This window comes from Leclercia sp. M-A074-M, from assembly GCF_965195605.1.
In the GTDB taxonomy this organism is placed as follows: domain Bacteria; phylum Pseudomonadota; class Gammaproteobacteria; order Enterobacterales; family Enterobacteriaceae; genus Enterobacter.
The window spans coordinates 360,001-378,437 of record NZ_CBDAHM010000002.1; the positions used below are offsets into that span (position 1 = coordinate 360,001).

At 55.8% G+C, this 18,437-nt stretch carries 17 protein-coding genes and 1 pseudogene; 1 reads left to right on the forward strand and 17 read right to left on the reverse strand.

Going from position 1 to position 18,437, the window contains the following annotated elements; translation table 11 throughout:
* Window positions 1-91 precede the first annotated feature (91 nt).
* From ACOKCT_RS05380 to hpaG, 17 genes and pseudogenes are all read right to left on the reverse strand, one after another.
* The gene (locus ACOKCT_RS05380; protein ID WP_420193258.1) at window positions 92-1,294 is read right to left on the reverse strand and encodes a sugar transporter; all 1,203 of its coding nucleotides are present in this window, start codon (window positions 1,292-1,294) and stop codon (window positions 92-94) included.
* A 14-nt stretch (window positions 1,295-1,308) separates the two neighbouring features.
* Window positions 1,309-1,959 carry an ABC transporter ATP-binding protein gene (locus tag ACOKCT_RS05385; protein ID WP_047721809.1) on the reverse strand — a complete coding sequence of 217 codons (651 nt, stop codon included), beginning with the start codon at window positions 1,957-1,959 and terminating at the stop codon, window positions 1,309-1,311.
* Between the two features lie 12 nt (window positions 1,960-1,971).
* Entirely contained in the window at window positions 1,972-2,715 is a 744-nt protein-coding gene (locus ACOKCT_RS05390; protein ID WP_249577082.1) for an ABC transporter permease, read from the reverse strand.
* A 111-nt stretch (window positions 2,716-2,826) separates the two neighbouring features.
* Window positions 2,827-4,590: a polysaccharide biosynthesis/export family protein gene (locus tag ACOKCT_RS05395; RefSeq protein WP_420193259.1), complete on the reverse strand. Its 1,764-nt coding sequence runs from the start codon at window positions 4,588-4,590 to the stop codon at window positions 2,827-2,829.
* A gap of 17 nt (window positions 4,591-4,607) precedes the next feature.
* The gene (locus ACOKCT_RS05400; RefSeq protein ID WP_032180729.1) at window positions 4,608-4,982 is read right to left on the reverse strand and encodes a hypothetical protein; all 375 of its coding nucleotides are present in this window, start codon (window positions 4,980-4,982) and stop codon (window positions 4,608-4,610) included.
* 490 nt (window positions 4,983-5,472) lie between these two features.
* A complete protein-coding gene (locus tag ACOKCT_RS05405; protein WP_263951470.1) occupies window positions 5,473-5,985 on the reverse strand; it encodes a 4-hydroxyphenylacetate 3-monooxygenase reductase subunit in 513 nt (170 codons plus the stop codon).
* A 17-nt stretch (window positions 5,986-6,002) separates the two neighbouring features.
* On the reverse strand, window positions 6,003-7,565 hold the full coding sequence (gene hpaB, locus ACOKCT_RS05410) for a 4-hydroxyphenylacetate 3-monooxygenase, oxygenase component (RefSeq protein ID WP_039030502.1): 1,563 nt from the start codon (window positions 7,563-7,565) through the stop codon (window positions 6,003-6,005).
* Between the two features lie 231 nt (window positions 7,566-7,796).
* Window positions 7,797-8,713: pseudogene (locus ACOKCT_RS05415) on the reverse strand (nucleotidyl transferase AbiEii/AbiGii toxin family protein).
* A complete protein-coding gene (locus ACOKCT_RS05420; protein WP_103178139.1) occupies window positions 8,706-9,479 on the reverse strand; it encodes a type IV toxin-antitoxin system AbiEi family antitoxin in 774 nt (257 codons plus the stop codon). Before ACOKCT_RS05420 ends, ACOKCT_RS05415 begins: the two are co-directional and overlap by 8 nt.
* A gap of 101 nt (window positions 9,480-9,580) precedes the next feature.
* Window positions 9,581-10,471 (reverse strand): 4-hydroxyphenylacetate catabolism regulatory protein HpaA, encoded by an 891-nt coding sequence (hpaA, locus tag ACOKCT_RS05425; protein ID WP_313228260.1) that lies wholly within the window; start codon window positions 10,469-10,471, stop codon window positions 9,581-9,583.
* Window positions 10,472-10,480: 9 nt separating this feature from the next.
* Window positions 10,481-11,827, reverse strand: coding sequence for a 4-hydroxyphenylacetate permease (hpaX, locus tag ACOKCT_RS05430; RefSeq protein WP_313228262.1), 1,347 nt, complete (start codon window positions 11,825-11,827; stop codon window positions 10,481-10,483).
* Between the two features lie 17 nt (window positions 11,828-11,844).
* Window positions 11,845-12,642, reverse strand: coding sequence for a 4-hydroxy-2-oxoheptanedioate aldolase (hpaI, locus tag ACOKCT_RS05435; protein WP_313228264.1), 798 nt, complete (start codon window positions 12,640-12,642; stop codon window positions 11,845-11,847).
* A gap of 10 nt (window positions 12,643-12,652) precedes the next feature.
* Window positions 12,653-13,456: a 2-oxo-hept-4-ene-1,7-dioate hydratase gene (hpaH, locus tag ACOKCT_RS05440; RefSeq protein ID WP_313228286.1), complete on the reverse strand. Its 804-nt coding sequence runs from the start codon at window positions 13,454-13,456 to the stop codon at window positions 12,653-12,655.
* A gap of 201 nt (window positions 13,457-13,657) precedes the next feature.
* Window positions 13,658-14,038 (reverse strand): 5-carboxymethyl-2-hydroxymuconate Delta-isomerase, encoded by a 381-nt coding sequence (locus ACOKCT_RS05445; RefSeq protein WP_103178144.1) that lies wholly within the window; start codon window positions 14,036-14,038, stop codon window positions 13,658-13,660.
* A 9-nt stretch (window positions 14,039-14,047) separates the two neighbouring features.
* Window positions 14,048-14,899, reverse strand: coding sequence for a 3,4-dihydroxyphenylacetate 2,3-dioxygenase (gene hpaD / locus ACOKCT_RS05450; protein ID WP_180209944.1), 852 nt, complete (start codon window positions 14,897-14,899; stop codon window positions 14,048-14,050).
* Window position 14,900: 1 nt separating this feature from the next.
* Window positions 14,901-16,367 carry a 5-carboxymethyl-2-hydroxymuconate semialdehyde dehydrogenase gene (gene hpaE, locus ACOKCT_RS05455; protein ID WP_103178146.1) on the reverse strand — a complete coding sequence of 489 codons (1,467 nt, stop codon included), beginning with the start codon at window positions 16,365-16,367 and terminating at the stop codon, window positions 14,901-14,903.
* Window positions 16,367-17,641 (reverse strand): 4-hydroxyphenylacetate degradation bifunctional isomerase/decarboxylase, encoded by a 1,275-nt coding sequence (gene hpaG / locus ACOKCT_RS05460; RefSeq protein ID WP_313228266.1) that lies wholly within the window; start codon window positions 17,639-17,641, stop codon window positions 16,367-16,369. The genes hpaE and hpaG overlap by 1 nt, the downstream gene beginning before the upstream one ends.
* Before the next feature lie 272 nt (window positions 17,642-17,913).
* Between hpaG and hpaR the strand changes: the two genes are divergently transcribed.
* Window positions 17,914-18,354, forward strand: coding sequence for a homoprotocatechuate degradation operon regulator HpaR (gene hpaR, locus ACOKCT_RS05465; protein ID WP_313228268.1), 441 nt, complete (start codon window positions 17,914-17,916; stop codon window positions 18,352-18,354).
* Window positions 18,355-18,437 lie beyond the last annotated feature (83 nt).

The window sequence follows — 18,437 nt, forward strand, 5'->3', positions numbered from 1 at the left end:
TATAGTTATAAGGGAATGAAGACTTTATCTTTCTTTATATTTATATTTAATTTTATGCAGGTTAATTGGTTTCATTAATAATTTCTTATCATTAATCCTGATGCTCACGTAGGGTTGCAATACCCATCACAATCAGACCATATAGCAAGCAGAGTAGAACCCCTGTGGTCAGAAGGTTGTAGAGACGACGTGGATACTCTGCGTCTTCTGCCAGCGTTGGCTGGCTGATAACCAGCAGGTGCTTAAGTTTGCGGTACGCCTCCACGCGAGCTTGTTCCAGGCTAATCAGTCCGGTTTTATACAGATCTGCCGCCAGGGTCGCTTGGGTTTGCACATCCATATAGCGCGCCGTCACTTCGTTCATCGCATCTTTATCAGCACCGGTAAGTCTGGATTGCTCCTGAGCCAGTTGCTGCGTTAAGGCATCAACCCTGGCCTGCACGGAAACAACAGCTGGGGCGGTTTCTTTCATATAGCTTTGCAGCTGTTTTAACTGGGCCTGTTGTTGTGCCAGTTGAGCTTCAATCTGACTTACTACACCAAGACGTGCACTGCTGGTCGACTCCGGGCTGATAAGGTGATGGCTATTCTGGAAATCGAGGACTTTAGCTTTCTCAGTCTGCACACGCTGATAGGCGCGATCGACTTCTTTCTCAACAAAGGCCAATTGTTCCAGCGCCACCTGATGTCCCAGTTTATTGATAAAACGATCAGATTCCTGGAGCATCATTGCCACGACGCGCTGTCCATAGGCAGGATCAAACGCCTGTAATTCAATGGTCAGCACACCGGAAAGCTCATCCAGATGTAACGACAGGTGCTGGCGATAATATTTGATAAACTCTTCCCTGCTGACATTGTCCGGCAGGCGGGAGAAATAATCGACTTTAGAACTCTGGTAATGAGCTTTCAAACCCAGCTCTTTATCCAGTTTATCGAGCAAATCGGGGGATTTAAGGTAATCCTGAATGATCAGTATGTCTTCATGATTACTGCCACCAATTCCCAGCATGGACAGGGCATCAGGCAACATTTTGATCTGGTCGGCCTGCTTCACCACCAGCTCTGCCCGGCTGACATAGCGATCCGAAACAATGACGCAAAAATAAAGTGCGGCAATGGCAAAACATGCCACCACCCACAAAAAGCTACCGAGTTTAAGGCTCTTTTTCCATGAGCGGTGGGCAAGCTTGAAACCGCTGGAGTCAACAATGAAATGTTTGGGTTTGGTCTTTAATTTATTTAGCTTGCGCATCAAACCGGAGGATTTGTTAGAGCGGGTTGGCTGAATCATGATTTTTGGGCTTGTTATAGTTTCTGATAAATACGGATGGCATCTTCGATATCGTCGAACAACTCAAGGGTGCTGTTGCGCAGCAAAATACCCATATCGCATTGTTGGCGTAAGTTTTTCATATCGTGCGAGACCATGATCAAACTGGCGGTCTCGCGTTTTTGGTTAAAAACATCAATACATTTTTGTTTAAAGCGGGCGTCGCCCACTGACATAATTTCGTCGGTCAGGTAGATATCAAAGTCAAAGGCCATACTGACAGCAAAGGAAAATTTTGATCTCATTCCACTGGAGTAGCCTTTAATCGGCAGTTCAAAATGTTGACCAATTTCCGAGAACTCTTTTACCCACTCTTCGATAGCCAGCGTATCGCGAACGCCATGAATCCGGCAGACAAAACGGGTATTTTCACGCCCGGTCATGCTGCCCTGAAAACCTCCGTTTAGCGCCAGAGGCCAAGATACACGACAGTGACGTGTCAGTTTTCCCTTACTGGGCATATCCATCCCGCCCAGCAGACGCAACAGAGTAGATTTTCCTGCTCCGTTGACGCCTAAGATACCGATATTGCGGTCGCGGGGTAACGTGATGCTCACGTCACGCAGAACGTAGTTGCGACCAAATTTGGTGGGGTAATACTTCGAGACGTTTTCCAGAATGATCATGCTTATTCTACTTTAGCTGGCAATCAAGCGACGATGACTCAGGCGGTAACAGCTCATTGCGAACGTCAGCAGTACCAACGTCACAGCCGAAAAATACATCCCACTTACATTCGGGCTGGCATAGCCGGAGATCCAGCTGCTTCGGATTAGCTCAACGGCATGAACCAGCGGGTTCCACAAAAACCAGTGTTGATAATTTGAGGGTATGGTCGCGAGGGGGTACATCACGCAGGAGATAAACATCAAGGGCATCATCAGCAGGCTAAGGAACTTATCAGCTTCTTTGAATAAATTACCCAGTACACAAAAAATAATGCCCAGCGAAAACGAAAAGATCATTAACATGAAATAGATAAGAACGACCTCTAAAGGGTCGCTGGGGATGGCATCAAAACCAAACCACAGCAATCCTAGTACCAGTACGCAGCCCACAACCATGCCAATAACTGTTTCGAGGATAAAACGGGAAACAAAGGTCGCGAAGGGGGTAACTTGTCTGTAGCAAAACAAGCCCTTGTTCGCATTAACGGCAGATTGCAGTTTGCTGACCACATTCCTGAAAAAGAGGAAAGGCAGATAACTTGCAGTAATAAACAGTGGTGCTGGAGCTCCACCAAATCCGCTATGCCCGCGCATGCCAAAAATCAAACTAAAAGCACCAATCATCAACAGCGGATCCAACAGCGCCCAGGCATACCCCAGCCGGTAACTGCCAAATCTCGTTTTCAGTTCACGAATAAGCAGGCCAAACGTCACATCCCTCAGCACCTGGAACGAGCTGCGGGGCGTCTGGTTGAGAACAGGTTTAAGCATAAGAAGGCCGATATCACAGAACGGGCCCGCGATGGGGCGAGCCCGCATAAAGGGTTAGTTCAGGACCACGTTGGCCGCCACAGCAACCTGATAGATGACCTGGGTGATGTCCTTGATGGACTGCATCATTTTGCTGTCCACTTTCGGCATGACCAGAATCTGATCGCCCGGCATCACATCGCCACCGTCTTTAAACTCCATCAGCCCGTTGGCATGCACCACGGCAATGCGCTTGTCGTTCGCACGGTCGGTATAGCCGCCCGCCCAGGCTACGTAGTCTTCCAGACTGGCGTTTTTGTTGTAGACCACCGCCTGCGGCATCATCACTTCGCCACCCACCTGAATCAGGTCGGTTTTGTTCGGGATCACAATCTGGTCGCCCTGTTCCAGCAGGATGTTGGCGATCACGCCCTTATCGGACACCACCACTTTACCCAGCGGCTGGATTTTGCGGGCTTTTTCCACAAAGCGCATCACCAGTTCGGCCTCTTTGGTGCGAATGGAGGCTTCGCCGTCAGAGCTGGCAGGCGCGGTAAAGACGCTGCGCTCCAGGCGGTTGAGGGAGTCTTCCAGCATCTCTTTCTGCCGCGCGGCCACGCTCTTACGCATGATGTAGATCGAGCCGTAATCCGCCATGTTCGGGTCAATCGGGATGTGGTTCAGCAGATCGTGCAGACGGGTCTCTTTACGCACGGTGAAGTAGGATGGCCCGCGATAGCTGCCCATCACCTGCACATCGTACACCTGCGCATGCATGTCGTCGTTGAACAGCACTTTATCGCCGTCGCTCAGCTGAATGCGGTCGAAATCTTTATAGGGCATATAGACCGAGAACGGGCCACTGGCGCGATCGCCAATCACGCCCACGTGGCTCACCTTGGCGAGGGGCAGGGCGTAGTCGATCAGCTCTGAGCCGAGCGCGGTGCTGTTCTTCAGCTCGAAGCGGAACGGGTTACGCACTTTACCCGCCACGTTGATCATCGGCCCCTGGGGTTCAACCAGAATCACATCCTGATCTTTAAGGGACAGCTTCGGCATTTTGCCCTGCTGCATAAACTCATACAGGTCGATCTGCTGGATCACGCGGTTCTGGCGCAATACTTTAATATGACGATAGCTTCCGCGGTCGGAGTCGATGCCGCCAGCGCGTTTCAGGAAATATAAAACGCTGTCGGAAGATTGTCCGGCATATTGTCCCGGACGAATGACGGGTCCGGTGACATATATACTGACCGGCGTCGCGGTAAGTAAATTAACGTAAACATTAACGTTATTGGTGAAAACTTCGCTGATATGGCTGGTAACCAGGTTATTAACCTTACTGGCCGCCACATTCTTGACATTAATCGGCCCGACATCGGGAATAAAAATATTGCCCTGATTATCGACGGTCACGACGTTGGAAAAATTGACTGCGCCCCAGATCCAGATATTCAGCTTATCGCCGGGGGCGATCAGGTAATTATCGTTTAAGCCGTCGCTGCGCTCGGTTTCATAACCACCGGCAAACAGGTTGGCACCGTATGGAGGGGGGAGGCCGGACTCGGACTGCGGCAGTAATTTACGCACATCAGACTCGCCCGGCAGTAACATGCCCTGGCGGTTTTGCTGTGCGAAAGTCCCGGTGGTGGAGGAGGTGTTTGCCTGGCCGCTCATCGCTTGCTCGCCGCCAAGCTGCAGTCGGCCATCGCCGTTGTCTGCCGGGGTGTTCATCCCAAATGCCTGGGCTTCTTGCTGGGTGGGGGCGGCGAAAGAGGCGCAGGAGACGCAGGCCAGTAACAGGACGGCACTCAATTGCCGAAAATTCGTTATCTTCACAACATTTCTCTTCAAAATTATTGCACGGCAAGCAGGTTACTGGCGGAAGCCTGTTCCAGCTGCGGTACCAGATACCAGGTGTCACCGTTCTTACAGGTCACACCGTGCTGCGACTGGTTGTAGTTGCGATTACGCAGCAGTTCTATGCATTCCAGCCCCAGGGCGGAGACATAACGCTGGCCCAGAATATAGGTATTGCCATTGGCGCTGAGCGCGGCGCCCTGCGGCAGGGTGTTCAGAGGTTGTTGCAGATTGGCTGCCATAGCCTGGAGGTCGGTAGAAGCAGTCTGATTCACAAGCGGTCGGGATGCTTCAACCTGCTTCGGGGAATATGCGCAGCCACTCAGCATGAGGGCGAGCGAAATCACCAGAAGGCGAGTTGCGTTCTTCATAGATCAATATTTTCCAACAATGCAATAACTGGAATGTGAAATAAAACTTTGATGGTATTTAACTGATTTTAATAGCGAAGCAGTAAAGAAATCTTGCAGGTGCAGGAGCAGCAAAAACGCAGGTGTTGAGTAAGAAAATCCAAAAAAAGGGTAGGCTACCGCACGGAAAATGACCATTCCGGTTAAAATGTGTGCGATTTTCTTTAGGGTGCTGCCATAAAAAAACTATTCAGTAAACAACTAAATCGTTTTTTAATATTCATGAAAGTTTTTTTGTGTGTCGCAGATTACATAATTAGGAAGAATCTGTCATTTGAAATTCATTCAAACTGGACATGAAACACGTAAAAATAGCAAAACCCTATTAACTCTGGTGGGGGCAGGAAATTTCTTTATCGGCTATAGGAGTTAATTTGCGTGATTATTTCTAAGGTAAACTAAATGGTTTAAAAAGTAGCCAGTTGCAAAACAACTGGCTAAGGTAAAGGAATTAAGCGGTCATTTCTTGTTCAATTAGCACCGGATGAAATCTGCGCTTAAAGTAAATCAGGCCGTGTCCCTCCTGGCTCAGGTGGATATTCTTAATCTCCACCAGGTAGACCAGATGGGTGCCGATGGCCTGTACCTGGCTGATCTCACCTTCCAGGCTTGCCAGCGCCTCTTTTAATACCGGCTGGGCCAGCACACCTTTTTGCCAGCAGGAGAGGGTGAACCGCTCCTCCATGCTCATGCCGGTCATGCCGGCAAAATGGCGCGCCATCAGCTCCTGTTCGTGATTGAGTACGTTGATGCACAGCTTGCCGTTACCCTGGAAAACCGGGTTCATGGCGCTGCTGGCATTCAGGCAGACCATCACCGAGGGGGGCGTATCCGTTACCGAGCAGACGGCGGTAGCGGTGATGCCGCAGCGTCCGGCTTCGCCATCGGTGGTAATCACATTGACCGCCGCAGAGAGGCTGGCCATCGCGTCGCGAAAACGCAGACGTTGTTCATCATGTTGCATCTTGAGCTCCCGCTGCCCTATTTCAGCAGCTTGTCCAGCAGGTTGATATCGGTGTTGTTGTGCAGGTGCGGAACCGTCCAGCCGTTCTGGTCATATTCAGACAGGCAGCGGTCGACCATCGCCATCATCTTGTCCATGTTGCCGGAGGTCTGCGCCTGACGCAGGCACTGCAGGCGGATTTCATCCTGGCTACCGGAGTAGTTGATCTCGTACAGCTCATGGCGACCGCCAAACTCGCTGCCGATGGCATCCCACATCAGTTTTAAAATCTTGATGCGCTCCACGTGGTCCATGCCGTTGGAGCCGCGCACATATTTCGCCAGGTATTTGTCGATCTGCGGGTTGTTCAGGTCGCGGGCGCTGGACGGCAGGTAGATCAGGCCGCTGGTGACGTTACGCTCAATGATATTTTTGATCTTCGCGTAGGCCATCGGCGCCATCACGCGGTAGGTTTGCAGCGCCGCGTGGTCCGGCAGGTACGCGCCATTCACCCACGGTGTGGCTTCCGAGCACATGGAGTCGCTCAGCGCCCAGAACATGTTGCGCCAGGCCACCACTTCCCCGAGGTCGGCCTGCACGCCGCGGAACTCGGCGGTGCCGGTACATTCAAGCGACTTCTTCAGCAGCCCGGTGATGAAGTCGAGCTTCACCGCCAGACGTACACACGCCTGTAGCGGATACATGCGGGCGAAACCGCCTTCCATGGTCCAGCGACGGCAGCGGTCAAAGTCGCGGTAGATGAGCACGTTTTCCCACGGGATCAGCACATTATCCATCACCAGGATCGCATCGTTCTCGTCGAAACGGCTGGTGAGCGGGTAGTCGTAAGGGGAGCCGGTCGCGCCTGCCACCAGTTCGTATGACGCGCGGGAGATCAGCTTCACCCCTTCGGCATCCATCGGGGCGACAAACATCAGGGCAAAGTCGGGGTTATCCCCCATCACCTGGGCCGAGCCAAAACCGATCATGTTGTAGTGGGTCAGCGCCGAGTTGGTGGCAACCACCTTCGCGCCGCTGACGATGATCCCGGCGTCGGTCTCTTTCTCCAGCTTGATGTAGACATCTTTCACTTCGTCAGCCGGTTTGTGGCGATCGATCGGTGGGTTGACGATGGCGTGGTTAAAGTAGAGGCCGGTTTCCTGAATACGGGTGTACCAGTTGCGGGCGTTCTGTTCGAATTGACCATAAAACGCCGGGTTCGCCCCCAGCGCGCAGCCGAAGGCGGCTTTATAGTCCGGGGTGCGTCCCATCCAGCCGTAGCTCAGGCGCGACCACTCGGCAATGGCGTCGCGCTGCTGGCGCAGGTCGCTGGCACTTTTCGCCACGCGGAAAAACTTATGGGTGTATCCGCCGCTGCCGGTATCGGTATTCCAGCAGAGCGTGTCCTGCATGTCAGGTTTGTGCAGCGCATCGTAGAGCTGCGCGACCGAGGCCGCCGCATTGCGAAACGCCGGATGGGTGGTCACATCTTTCACGCGCTCGCCATAGATGTAGATCTCACGGCCATCCTGCAGGCTTTTCAGATACTCTTCGCCGGTTAACGGACGCTGGGTGCTTGCGCGGAAATCTTCAGGTTTCATAGGGACCTCGTATCGGAAGATGGTTGTTAAATTTATGTGTTGTTTTTGTTGTTTAATTGAAGCGTGAGAGAGGCGGGTCGTGAAGGGACGAATGGGTCAACGACGGGTACTTTTCAGACAGGTGCAAGATTTGTGATCGGGGTGGATTTTGCCGGGTGGTGCTGCGCTTACCCGGCCTACAATCCGTAGCCCCGGTAAGCGCAGCGCAAGCGGGAGAAGGCGCTTAATAAATTAGCTTATCCACTTTTCCAGAACCCTTTCCAGTTTCTTCAGTGACTGAGCGCGTTTTTCTTCTGACATCCTGCTGATATTGCGCAATTTCCATTGAACGGCTGGCAAATGTTGAATTGGGCTTTCAGGCGCTAAATTCCAGTCAGGAGCACCACGTTTAAAGGACATAAGAAAATCGAAATCCTGATGAGTGAAATGTTCTTTCAACGCGTTTAACATTCTTTCCGGAACGTTAACCAGCTCCTTAAGGGATACATCCTGAATAGTCATGCCGTTAAATTCGTTTTGAAAGGGCCCGGTAATATCCTTCCAGCGCGGGCTAAGAACCTCGGATAGAGGACGATTATGGCTGAGCAGGTAAGCGATAAAACCATTGAAAATAGCGCGGTCGATACCTTGTGTATCAAGAAGCATTTTACATCGTAAAAGTCTCTGGGATGCTGACGATCCAGCGCGGCGCATAACTTGCCGCCATACAAATCAGGGAGTGAGACGACCGGGATCGCGGCAAACCCAAATTCATCTTCTACGGTTTCCACGACATCCCGTTCTTGCGGGGGATACAACGTTCCCCGGGCGACAGGTGAAACTTCAATTTTAATTTGTGCATCGTCAGTGGTGACAATGATGCGCATCTCGTCGGGATTATTCGTTTGCAGCACTGCGCTGATCCCCGATTGAGCCTCCAGTTCATTAGCGATGCGGGTGAGTGCATCGCGTACATTGGGCAGAGCCACCTCCCTGCTTTCCAGGGGTATGTAGGCAAGATCGATATCAACTGACAATCGGGGAAAATTGTGAATAAACAGATTGATCGCAGTTCCACCTTTGAGCGCAAAACAGGACTCGTTGGCAACATAGGGTAGTGCGCGCACCAGCAAAGCGACCTGGCGGTGGTAGGGGGAGGTTCTATCCATAGTTTCTTCCCTTCAGATTGAAATTTTCGGGTACGGTGATCTGGTATTGCGTGTTCAGCTTGCCATTGGCAACGATTTGTCGGTTGCCCGATCCCAGGTCAATTTTGCTGATATCAATGCGTTTGAGCCAAGCATGCTCATAGAAACTGGCGAAAAATAGATACAGACGCTTGGTTTGAACTGCCTGGCTGAGCACAAGCAAACTCTCTATTTTACGTGGGTTAAGATTAACCAGCCCCTGAAAAAGCTCGGCTGCGTGTTCAAATGAGATGTCCTGAGGCACTGCGCTTAACAGTTCGTAAGTTGCTAGTTCTGGCCCGCTGGCTGTTAATTTTTTTCCTTTTATCTCAAGCTCAGTACGGTACTTTTCGTCCAGTTGAGGAAGCTTCAGACCTGATACCACTCGCCAGTCAACATCGGGAAATTCTTTGAACCATTTTGGAAGCAGCGTTTTGTTTTCAGCGCTAAGCCAGCATTGACTCTGGTTAAGCTGTAGATAATGAGAACGGCCTTGCCAGGACAAGCTGGTTAGTCCGGCCAGATAAACAGGGGCAGCAAGCTGGTTCTGTAGACATTCCAGTGCATCGCTCCAGTCCGGTTCACGCCCCGCGCGTGCATAAACGCCGGCACGCAGTTTATTTAACCAACCATTTTGCGCATATTTGAATGCCAGAGAGGGTGAGATGTCGTTTCGTGTCAGCCAGGACTGCAAAACCAGGCTGCCAGGAGAGGTGTTTTGCAGTAGCCAGTTTAATTTTGATGACATAGATTCACTCAGGGTGTCACTATAATAAAAAAAGTAAACTACCCGCTGCGTGAGATGTCAAGGCCATCTGTTTTCAACCTCCACCGTCCCCCTGGCAAAACTCACGACACTGGCACTTTCTGTGCCCGATACTTGCTTGGCGAACACCCTACTAAGCGGTTAAAAAACCGCGCGAAATAGGCCGGGTCTTTGAATCCCAGCTGCCAGGCAATCTCATTCACGGCGCTGTCGGAGAAGACCAGCAGCCGCCTGGCTTCGCGCAGCTGGCGGTCGAAGATGAGCCGTTTCGGCGGCCGGTTGGCGAAACGGCGGCAGATGTCGGTCAGCCGCGATTCGGTGAGGTGCAGTTCGCTGGCATATTCCGGCACCGTCCAGTGCTGGTGGAAGTGCGCGTCAACCAGCTGAGTAAAGCGCTGAAATAGTTTCAGTTCGCCGCGCATGCCGTAGGCCTCGTGATCGTCGAGCGGGGCGTTGCGCAGCAGCAGGGTGAATACCGCCTGCGCCAGCAGTGCCAGGGTGTGCTCCCGCCCGGGAAGCTGGGCGGTGGATTCGCGTTCAATCAGCCGCCAGTAATGAGAAAGCGCCGCCAGCTCATCGGGTTTATCGGCCAGCGACAGGCAGATGCCCGGCAGCCCGAAGGTCTCCCGGGTGCCGGGGTAGAGCACTTCCAGCAGCGGCCAGATCAGATCTTCATGCACCGTCAGCACGTGTCCGTCGCTGTCCGATTCGGTGAAAAACGCGTGCGGCACCGAGGGCGGCGTCAGGACAAACAGCGGGGCCTGCACCGAGTAACGGTGATCGTCCAGCTGCAGCTCAATCTGCCCGGTATCCAGAAAGTGCATCTGAAAATAGCGGTCGTGGCGATGGGCCTGCATATCGCGGCCAAAGAAGGCCGCCATACGCGCAAAGGACTGGTAATGCACATCGTCCGTTCCCAGGCTCTCGTCGTACTCTTTGCTGATGTCGATATTGGCAATCGGGCTCTGGCACATAACCGCTCCTCAATGGATCTTCTGCGTCGCCATGTCCGGCACGTTTGCACGGCTCTCCTGCCGGGTCATCGGAATACGCGTCAGCACCAGCGCACCCACCACCAGCAACCCGGCCACGAACCACAGCCCGGAGCTGAAGCTGCCGGTGGCATCGCGCAGGATGCCAATCAGCAGCGGACTGACGGCGGAGCCGACGTTGCCGATGGCGTTGATCACCGCCAGCGCCACCGCCCGGGACTGCAGGCTAATAACCTGATCTGGCGTGGTCCAGAAGATCGCCATGGCGGTAAACGATCCGGTTGAGGCCATGATGATGCCAAGCAGCTGGATCAGGCTGTGATCGGTGGCCGAGGCCAGCAGCCATCCCGCCGCCGCAAAAAGGTACGGCAGGATGGTGTGCTTTTTTCGTTCTTTCAGCCTGTCGGAGCGACGGCTCCACCAGATCATCCCGAGGATGGTGCAAAACTGCGGGATCGCCGCCAGCAGGCCGATCACGATATTGCTGCTGCCGGTATTAAAGCTTTGCAGGATCTGCGGCGTCCAGATGTTGATGGCGCTCAGCGTATTGGTCAGGCAGAAGTAGGCCAGGGTGTAGAGCAGCACCGCCGGGGTCAGCACTTCGCGCAGCGTCGAGCGCGGCGTGGCGGCATGGGCAATGGCGTTCTCCTGCTCGCGGGCGATCATCGTTTTCAGGGTCTGCTTCTCTTCGTCGTCCAGCCAGGTGGCCTGATCCGGCGTGTCGTTCAGGAAGAACCAGGTCACCACCCCAAGCACCACCGACGGCAGACCTTCCAGCAGGAACAGCCACTGCCAGCCCTTCAGGTTCCACAGCCCGTCCATCGCCAGGATGTAGCCGGAGAGGATCGAGCCCAGCATCATGGTCACCGGCATGGCGATCATAAAGAGCGCGTTGGCGCGGGCGCGGTGATAGGCGGGGAACCACCAGGTGAGATAGACCAGGATCCCCGGCAGGAAACCGGCTTCGGCAATGCCCACCAGCATACGCAGCACGTAGAGCGTCTGCGGGCTGGTGGCGAACATGGTGCAGGTGGAGGCGATCCCCCACACCACCATGATCCCGGCGATCCAGCGCCGGGCGCCGATCTTCGCCAGCATGATGTTGCTGGGGATCCCGCACAGCACGTAGGTGACGTAAAAGAGCGTTGCGGCCAGGCCAAACATGGTGGAGGTGAGGCCCAGATCTTTGCCCATCGTCAGCCCGGCAAAGCCAATGTTAATGCGATCGAGAAACGAGAAGACAAAGAGAATAAAGAGAAACACGATCAAACGACGGAACAGCTTATTGATGACGCGATGTTCAACGGCTTTATTATCTTGCAGGGTAGAGGTCGTCATGGTGCGCTCCAGATCGTTCAGTAGACGGATTTATTGTTATTAACTGACGTAACCGGGTTATCGATAAAGCGTGCCGCCAGCGCTTCGGCGCTGCGGGCGAGCAGGGTGGTGTCGACGCCGACGGCGACAAACAGCGCCCCGAGTTCGAGATAGCGACGGGCCAGCTGCTCGTTCGCCATCAGGATGCCGGGCGCTTTGCCCGCCGCCCGGATCTGCGCGATGGCCTGTTCAATGGCGGCCTGTACTTCCGGATGCTGCGGATTACCGGCAAAGCCCATGTCGGCGCTGAGATCCGCCGGGCCGATAAACACCCCGTCGACGCCCTCCACATCCAGGATCTGCGGCAGGTTTTTTAGCGCTTCGCGGGTTTCAATCTGTACCAGCACGCACATAGCGTCGTTGGCCTGGTGCAGGTAATCCGGGATGCGGTTCCAGCGTGATGCCCGGGCCAGGGCGCTGCCGACGCCGCGAATACCCGCAGGCGGGTAGCGGGTTGCGCGCACCGCTAGCCGCGCCTCGTCGGCGTTTTGTACCATCGGCACCAGCAGGGTTTGCGCCCCCACATCCAGCAGCTGTTTGATCTGCACCGGATCGTTCCACGATGGGCGCACCACCGGCTGGCTGGGGTAGGGGGCGATGGCCTGGAGCTGGGCGAGAACGGTCTGCACGCTGTTAGGGGCGTGCTCACCGTCGATCAGCAGCCAGTCGAAGCCTGCCCCCGCCAGCAGTTCGGCGCTGTAGCTGCTGGTCAGCCCCAGCCATAAGCCGATCTGGGGTTTGCCCGCTTGCAGTGCCGCTTTGAATGCGTTTTCCATGGTCGTCTCCTCACACAAAGCGGCAGCTGATGGAGCCCATGTTGCCGTAGTCCACGTGGAAGGTATCGCCTCTGCTGGCGGGCACCGGACGGGTAAACGAACCGCCGAGGATGATCTGGCCGGGTTCCAGCTGTACGTCGTAGGGGGCCAGCTTGTTCGCCAGCCATGCCACGCCGTTGGCCGGGTGGTTGAGCACGCCCGCGGCAACGCCGGTCTCTTCGATCACGCCGTTGCGATAGAGCAGGGCAGAGATCCAGCGCAGATCCAGCTCGTCCGGGCGGATCGGGCGCCCGCCGAGGATCACGCCCGCGTTGGCGGCGTTATCGGAGATGGTGTCGAACACCTTGCGCGGGCGCTGGGTTTCCGGATCGATGTTGTGGCAGCGGGCGTCGATCAGCTCCAGCGCGGGGATGACGTAATCCGTGGCGTTGTAGACATCGAATATCGTGCAGTTCGGGCCGCGCAGCGGTTTCGCCAGCACGAAGGCCAGCTCCACCTCAATGCGCGGAACGATAAAGCGATCGGTGGGGATATCGCTGCCGTCATGGAAGAACATATCGTCCAGCAGGGCGCCGTAATCTGGCTCGCTGATCTGCGAGCTGGCCTGCATCGCCTTCGAAGTAAGGCCGATCTTGTGGCCTTTCAGGGTGCGGCCTTCGGCGATTTTCAGGCTTACCCATTCGCGCTGGACGGCGTAGGCGTCGTCAATGGTGATCTGCGGGTAATCCAGCGAGATCGCACGGATCTGCTCCCGGGTCTGTTCCGCCTGATGCAGGCGATGGGCAATCAGGGTGTGGGTCTGTTTGTCGAGCATGGCGATATCCTGTGGCATTGCATTGCCGGGTGGCGCTACGCTTACCCGGCCTACGGTTGATGCTGCTGTTTGCCGGGTGGCGCTGTGCTTACCCGGCCTACGATTGATGCTGCTGTTTGCCGGGTGGCGCTGCGCTTACCCGGCCTACGTTCGGGGCCGTTGTAGGCCCGGTAAGCGCAGCGCCACCGGGCGAGAAGACGGCTACGTAAACAACGCGTGTACGTTGTTTTGTTTGTAATTGAGCGTCGGGTGCAGTTCATCGAGCTCAAACGACAGCGCCAGATAGCGGGCGGCCATGAGGTCGGCAAAATGCGCTTTGATCAGCGCAAACAGCATTTCACCCACCTCTTCCCGGCTTTCCAGGCTGCGCCCGGCGCCAATCTTCAGCGTCATATGCACAAAGGCGTAATCCTGTTTGCCGTCGGCCATCTGCCAGGTATCCAGCCAGTGGGCGCGGCTGCGGATCCCGCCGAGGGGGAAGATGCCCGTAGCGGCCAGCGCCTCGTTGACTTTGGCGAACAGCCCCGGCAGGTCGGCCTGGTCGCGGATGTTGTCGGTGCATTCAGCAATAAAGTGCGGCATGGGACATCCTTATGCGGGCAGAGGAAAAACGGCGTTAACCTGACCGGTGCCGGAGCTGGGGAATAGCTCGGTGAGAAACTCCACCTTGCCGTCGTATCTGTCCCAGCCGAGCATGCCCAGCAGCATTACCGTGTCGTGCATATTGCCTTCGCCGTAGCAGTAGTCGGCGTACTCCGGCAGCATGCTGCAGAACTCTTTGAACTGGCCTTCGCGCCACAGCTTCACCACCCGCTCATCCATCTGGCGATCAAACTCGCGGGTGTAGCTGTTCATCCCCTCTTCGGCGCGCTGGTCGTCAATAAAGCGGTGTGAGAGCGAGCCGCTGGCAAGCACCGCCACGGTGCCGTCATATTTCTCGATGGCGCTCAGGATTGCCTCACCCAGCCTGCGGCTGTCGGCAAAGTCATGTACCGTGCAGAAGGCCGAGATGGAGACCACTTTGAAGTGCTTGTCGGCGTTCATGTAGCGCATCGGCACCAGGGTGCCGTACTCCAGCTTCAGGCTCGGAATGTTGTGCGCTTTGGCGCGCACGCCAAGCTTCACCGCCTCGTCGGCAATCAGCTGGCCCAGCGCCGGGTTGCCGTCGTAGTCGTAGGTCATGTCGCGGATAAAGTGCGGCAGCTCATTGCTGGTGTAGACGCCCGAAAAATGGTCCGCACAGTTGATGTGATAGGCGCTGTTCACCAGCCAGTGGGTGTCGAAGACGATAATGGTATCGACGCCCATCTCGCGGCAGCGTCTGCCGATCTCTTTATGCCCCTCGATGGCCCCCTGACGGCAGCCAAAGTTTTTACCGGGGATCTCAGAGAGATACATCGACGGAACGTGGGTGATTTTTGCTGCTAACGCTAACTTGCCCATTTCATACCCCCCACTTCGGGATCGGATGGTCGCCCATCGAGATACAGACGTTTTTCATCTCGGCGAAGACTTCAAAGCTGTACTCGCCGCCTTCGCGTCCGGTGCCGGAGGCCTTCACGCCGCCAAACGGCTGGCGCAGGTCGCGCACGTTCTGGGTGTTCACAAACACCATGCCCGCCTCGATATTGCGCGCCAGACGCAGCACCTTGCTGACGTCCTGGGTCCAGATGTAGGACGCCAGGCCGTACTCCACGTCGTTCGCCAGGCGCAGCCCTTCCGCTTCGTCCTTAAACGGCAGCAGGCAGGCCACCGGGCCGAAGATCTCCTCCTGCGCCACGCGCATGCGGTTGTCGACATCCGCCAGCACCGTTGGGCGCAGGAAGTTGCCGCCTTTCAGATGGACAGGCAGATCCGCCGGTTTATCCGGGCCGCCCGCCAGCAGGGTCGCCCCCTCTTCAATGCCCAGGCGGATATAGCCGGAGACTTTCTCCCAGTGCTGTTGGCTGATAAGGGCCCCGATCTGGGTATTCGGATCGGTCGGATCGCCCACCCGCAGGCGGTTGGCGCGCTCGGCGAAGCGTTTGACGAATTCCGGGTAGATGCTCTGCTGGATGAAGATGCGCGAGCCCGCGGTGCAGCGTTCGCCGTTGATGGAGAAGATGGTGAACAGGGCGGCATCCAGGGCGCGTTCGATATCGGCATCTTCAAACACCAGCACCGGCGATTTGCCCCCCAGCTCCATGGAGTATTTTTTCAGCCCGGCGCTCTGCATGATGCGCCGTCCGGTGGCGGTGCCGCCGGTAAAGGAGACGGCTCGCACGTCGTGATGGCGCACCAGCGCGTCGCCTGCCGTGGCGCCATAGCCCTGCACCACGTTCAGCACCCCCGCCGGAATGCCCGCCTCCAGCGCCAGCTCGCCTAAGCGGTCAGCGGTGAGCGGCGACAGCTCGGACATCTTCAGCACCGCGGTGTTACCCAGCGCCAGGCAGGGGGCGACCTTCCAGGTGGCGGTCATAAACGGCACGTTCCATGGCGAGACCAGGGCGCAGACCCCCACCGGTTGCACCAGGGTGTAGTTCAGCATCTTGTCATCGACCGGATAGGTCTTGCCGTTCATCTGCTGGCACACTTCGGCGAAGAACTCGAAGTTGTGCGAGGCGCGCGGGATCAGCACGTTTTTGGTCTGGTGGATCGGCAGACCGGTGTCGGCGGTCTCCATCGCGGCGATCTCCGGCACGTTCTGGTCAATCAGCTCGCCCAGGCGACGCATCAGGCGTGCGCGCTCTTTCATCGGCAGGTTGGCCCATTTCGGGAACGCCGCTTTGGCTGCTTCGACGGCCTGGTTGATCTCATCTGCGCCGCCGGAAGCCACCTCCGCCAACACCTCGCCGGTAGCCGGGTTGGTAGTGTGGAAGGTGTCGCTACCCGCCACGTTTTTACCGTTGATCCAGTGGTTAATCTTTTTCATTATTTGGCCTCCTCGCTGACAATCCGGTTGACCAGACGGCCAACGCCTTCCACTTCCACGACCACTTCATCTCCCGGGCGCACGTCGGCGAGCCCTTTCGGCGTGCCGGTGGCGATCATGTCCCCCGGTTGCAGGGTCATAAATTCACTTAAGTAAGCAATCAGGAACGGGATGCTGAAGATCAGATCCGCCGTGGTCCCTTCCTGACGTAATTCACCGTTGACGAAAGTGCGCAGGGTGAGATTATGCGGATCGGGAATGGCTGCTTTTGGCACGATGTTGGGGCTGATGGGGGTTAACCCGTCGCGGCTTTTGACCCGCAGATTCGGGCGGTAGTAGTTTTCGAGATAGTCGCGGATGGCGTAGTCGTTACAGACCGTGTAGCCCGCAACAAAATCCATCGCCTCAGCTTCGCTGACCTTACGCGCGGTTTTGCCGATCACCACCACCAGCTCCGCTTCGTAGTGCATGTAGTCGACGTTGTCCGGGCGCACCGAAGTCTGGTTGTCACCGTTGAAGGTGTTGGGCGCTTTGATAAAGACCAGCGGTTCGGTGGGGGGCTTAAAGTCCAGCTCGCTGGCGTGATCGGCGTAGTTCAGGCCGAGGGCAAACAGCGTGGGGTGAGGATTTACACCCTGAGCGATGGCGACGTCGCGTTCATCGACAACCGGGTTTTCCAGCGCCGGAAAGCCTTCTGCCAGAATGCGCACGCGGTCGCCTGGCTGGAGCGGCACGCGCGAGTGCGGGGTGCCGAGCAGAATCGCGTCGCCGGGGTTGAGCGTTGCAAACTCACTCAGGGCGCTCAGCAGTTCAGCGGCGTTACGCTGCAAATCGGCGGTGTTCCAGTGGTCTGCTTCGCGACCGTTGATCTCGGTGATGATGTTCAGGTTATCCACGTTGTCGACGGCGGCGAGTTCACCCAGCGGGCAAAATCCATCCCGGCATTTGGCTTTGATTGCCGGGCGGTAGAAGCTCTCTTCCGGCAGGCTCACCTCGTTTGCCAGCGCGTACCCGGCAATGTAGTCGGCGGCCTCTTCCGGGCTGACTTTGCTCGCGGTTTTGCCGACAATCAGCGCCACCGTGGCGCCGCTCAGCACCTGTTCCCCTTCAGGATGCGGAATAGCATCGCCGGCGCGGATCAGAGTGTTGCGCGGTTTGATAAACCAGACGGCGGTTTCCGGTGGCGTGTTGTACGGGGGCTGGTTAAACGCGTCGCGCCAGGCGTCGACCTGGCTGCGGTGATTGAGTGCCACCGCAAAAACAGTACCTTTCATTACTTTCTCCTCGGGCCCGGGTCGCGGGTTTTGAGTTCATTAATATGTTAATGATTAGTTTTTAGTCCCTCGCTGTCTGTTTGGCAAACAAAAGTGAATATTTTGTGATAGTGATAACAATAAATTCACATTTACCTAAAATTAATGATATATATCAGTTGGTTAATATTTTAATGTGATATCTGTTAGACTTTTCAGTCGCGCCGCTGGTGCGCAGAGAGAGCGTTATGCATTGATTGTTTCGTTATTAATGATGTTGAGGTGGGAGCGCCATGCACGATTCGTTAACTATCGCACTACTCCAGGCGCGGGAAACCGCGATGACCTTTTTTCGCCCGATTATCAAGCAGCAGAATCTGACGGAGCAGCAGTGGCGGATCGTGCGCGTGCTGGCGGAGCATCCGTCGATGGATTTTCATGACCTGGCCTTCCGCACCTGTATTCTGCGCCCGAGCCTGACCGGGATCCTGACGCGTATGGAGCGCGACGGGCTGGTGCTGCGCTTAAAGCCGCTCAACGACCAGCGCAAGCTCTATGTCTCCCTCACCAAAGAGGGGAACGCCCTGTATGAACGCGCCCAGGCGCGGGTGGAAGAGGCCTATCAGCAGATTGAGGCGCGGTACACGCCGGAAAAAATGCAGCAGCTGACGGCGCTGCTACAGGAGTTTATTGCGCTGGGCGATGGGCAGGCTAACAGCCAGGAAAAGGAGTAGATCGCTTCGGTCATCAACACAATTTCCGTAAAGTTTTCCCATTCCAGGCCGAAAATTCTGTACCTGTCTGGTGGAATGAGAAA

Coding starts and splice junctions, on each gene's coding strand:
- hpaD (WP_180209944.1), bottom strand. CDS start 14,899: ATGGGCAAGTTAGCGTTAGCAGCAAAAATCACCCACGTTCCGTCGATG.
- hpaG (WP_313228266.1), bottom strand. CDS start 17,641: ATGAAAGGTACTGTTTTTGCGGTGGCACTCAATCACCGCAGCCAGGTC.
- ACOKCT_RS05445 (WP_103178144.1), bottom strand. CDS start 14,038: ATGCCGCACTTTATTGCTGAATGCACCGACAACATCCGCGACCAGGCC.
- ACOKCT_RS05405 (WP_263951470.1), bottom strand. CDS start 5,985: ATGCAACATGATGAACAACGTCTGCGTTTTCGCGACGCGATGGCCAGC.
- ACOKCT_RS05400 (WP_032180729.1), bottom strand. CDS start 4,982: ATGAAGAACGCAACTCGCCTTCTGGTGATTTCGCTCGCCCTCATGCTG.
- hpaB (WP_039030502.1), bottom strand. CDS start 7,565: ATGAAACCTGAAGATTTCCGCGCAAGCACCCAGCGTCCGTTAACCGGC.
- hpaH (WP_313228286.1), bottom strand. CDS start 13,456: ATGCTCGACAAACAGACCCACACCCTGATTGCCCATCGCCTGCATCAG.
- hpaE (WP_103178146.1), bottom strand. CDS start 16,367: ATGAAAAAGATTAACCACTGGATCAACGGTAAAAACGTGGCGGGTAGC.
- hpaA (WP_313228260.1), bottom strand. CDS start 10,471: ATGTGCCAGAGCCCGATTGCCAATATCGACATCAGCAAAGAGTACGAC.
- hpaI (WP_313228264.1), bottom strand. CDS start 12,642: ATGGAAAACGCATTCAAAGCGGCACTGCAAGCGGGCAAACCCCAGATC.
- hpaR (WP_313228268.1), top strand. CDS start 17,914: ATGCACGATTCGTTAACTATCGCACTACTCCAGGCGCGGGAAACCGCG.
- ACOKCT_RS05380 (WP_420193258.1), bottom strand. CDS start 1,294: ATGATTCAGCCAACCCGCTCTAACAAATCCTCCGGTTTGATGCGCAAG.
- ACOKCT_RS05420 (WP_103178139.1), bottom strand. CDS start 9,479: ATGTCATCAAAATTAAACTGGCTACTGCAAAACACCTCTCCTGGCAGC.
- ACOKCT_RS05385 (WP_047721809.1), bottom strand. CDS start 1,959: ATGATCATTCTGGAAAACGTCTCGAAGTATTACCCCACCAAATTTGGT.
- hpaX (WP_313228262.1), bottom strand. CDS start 11,827: ATGACGACCTCTACCCTGCAAGATAATAAAGCCGTTGAACATCGCGTC.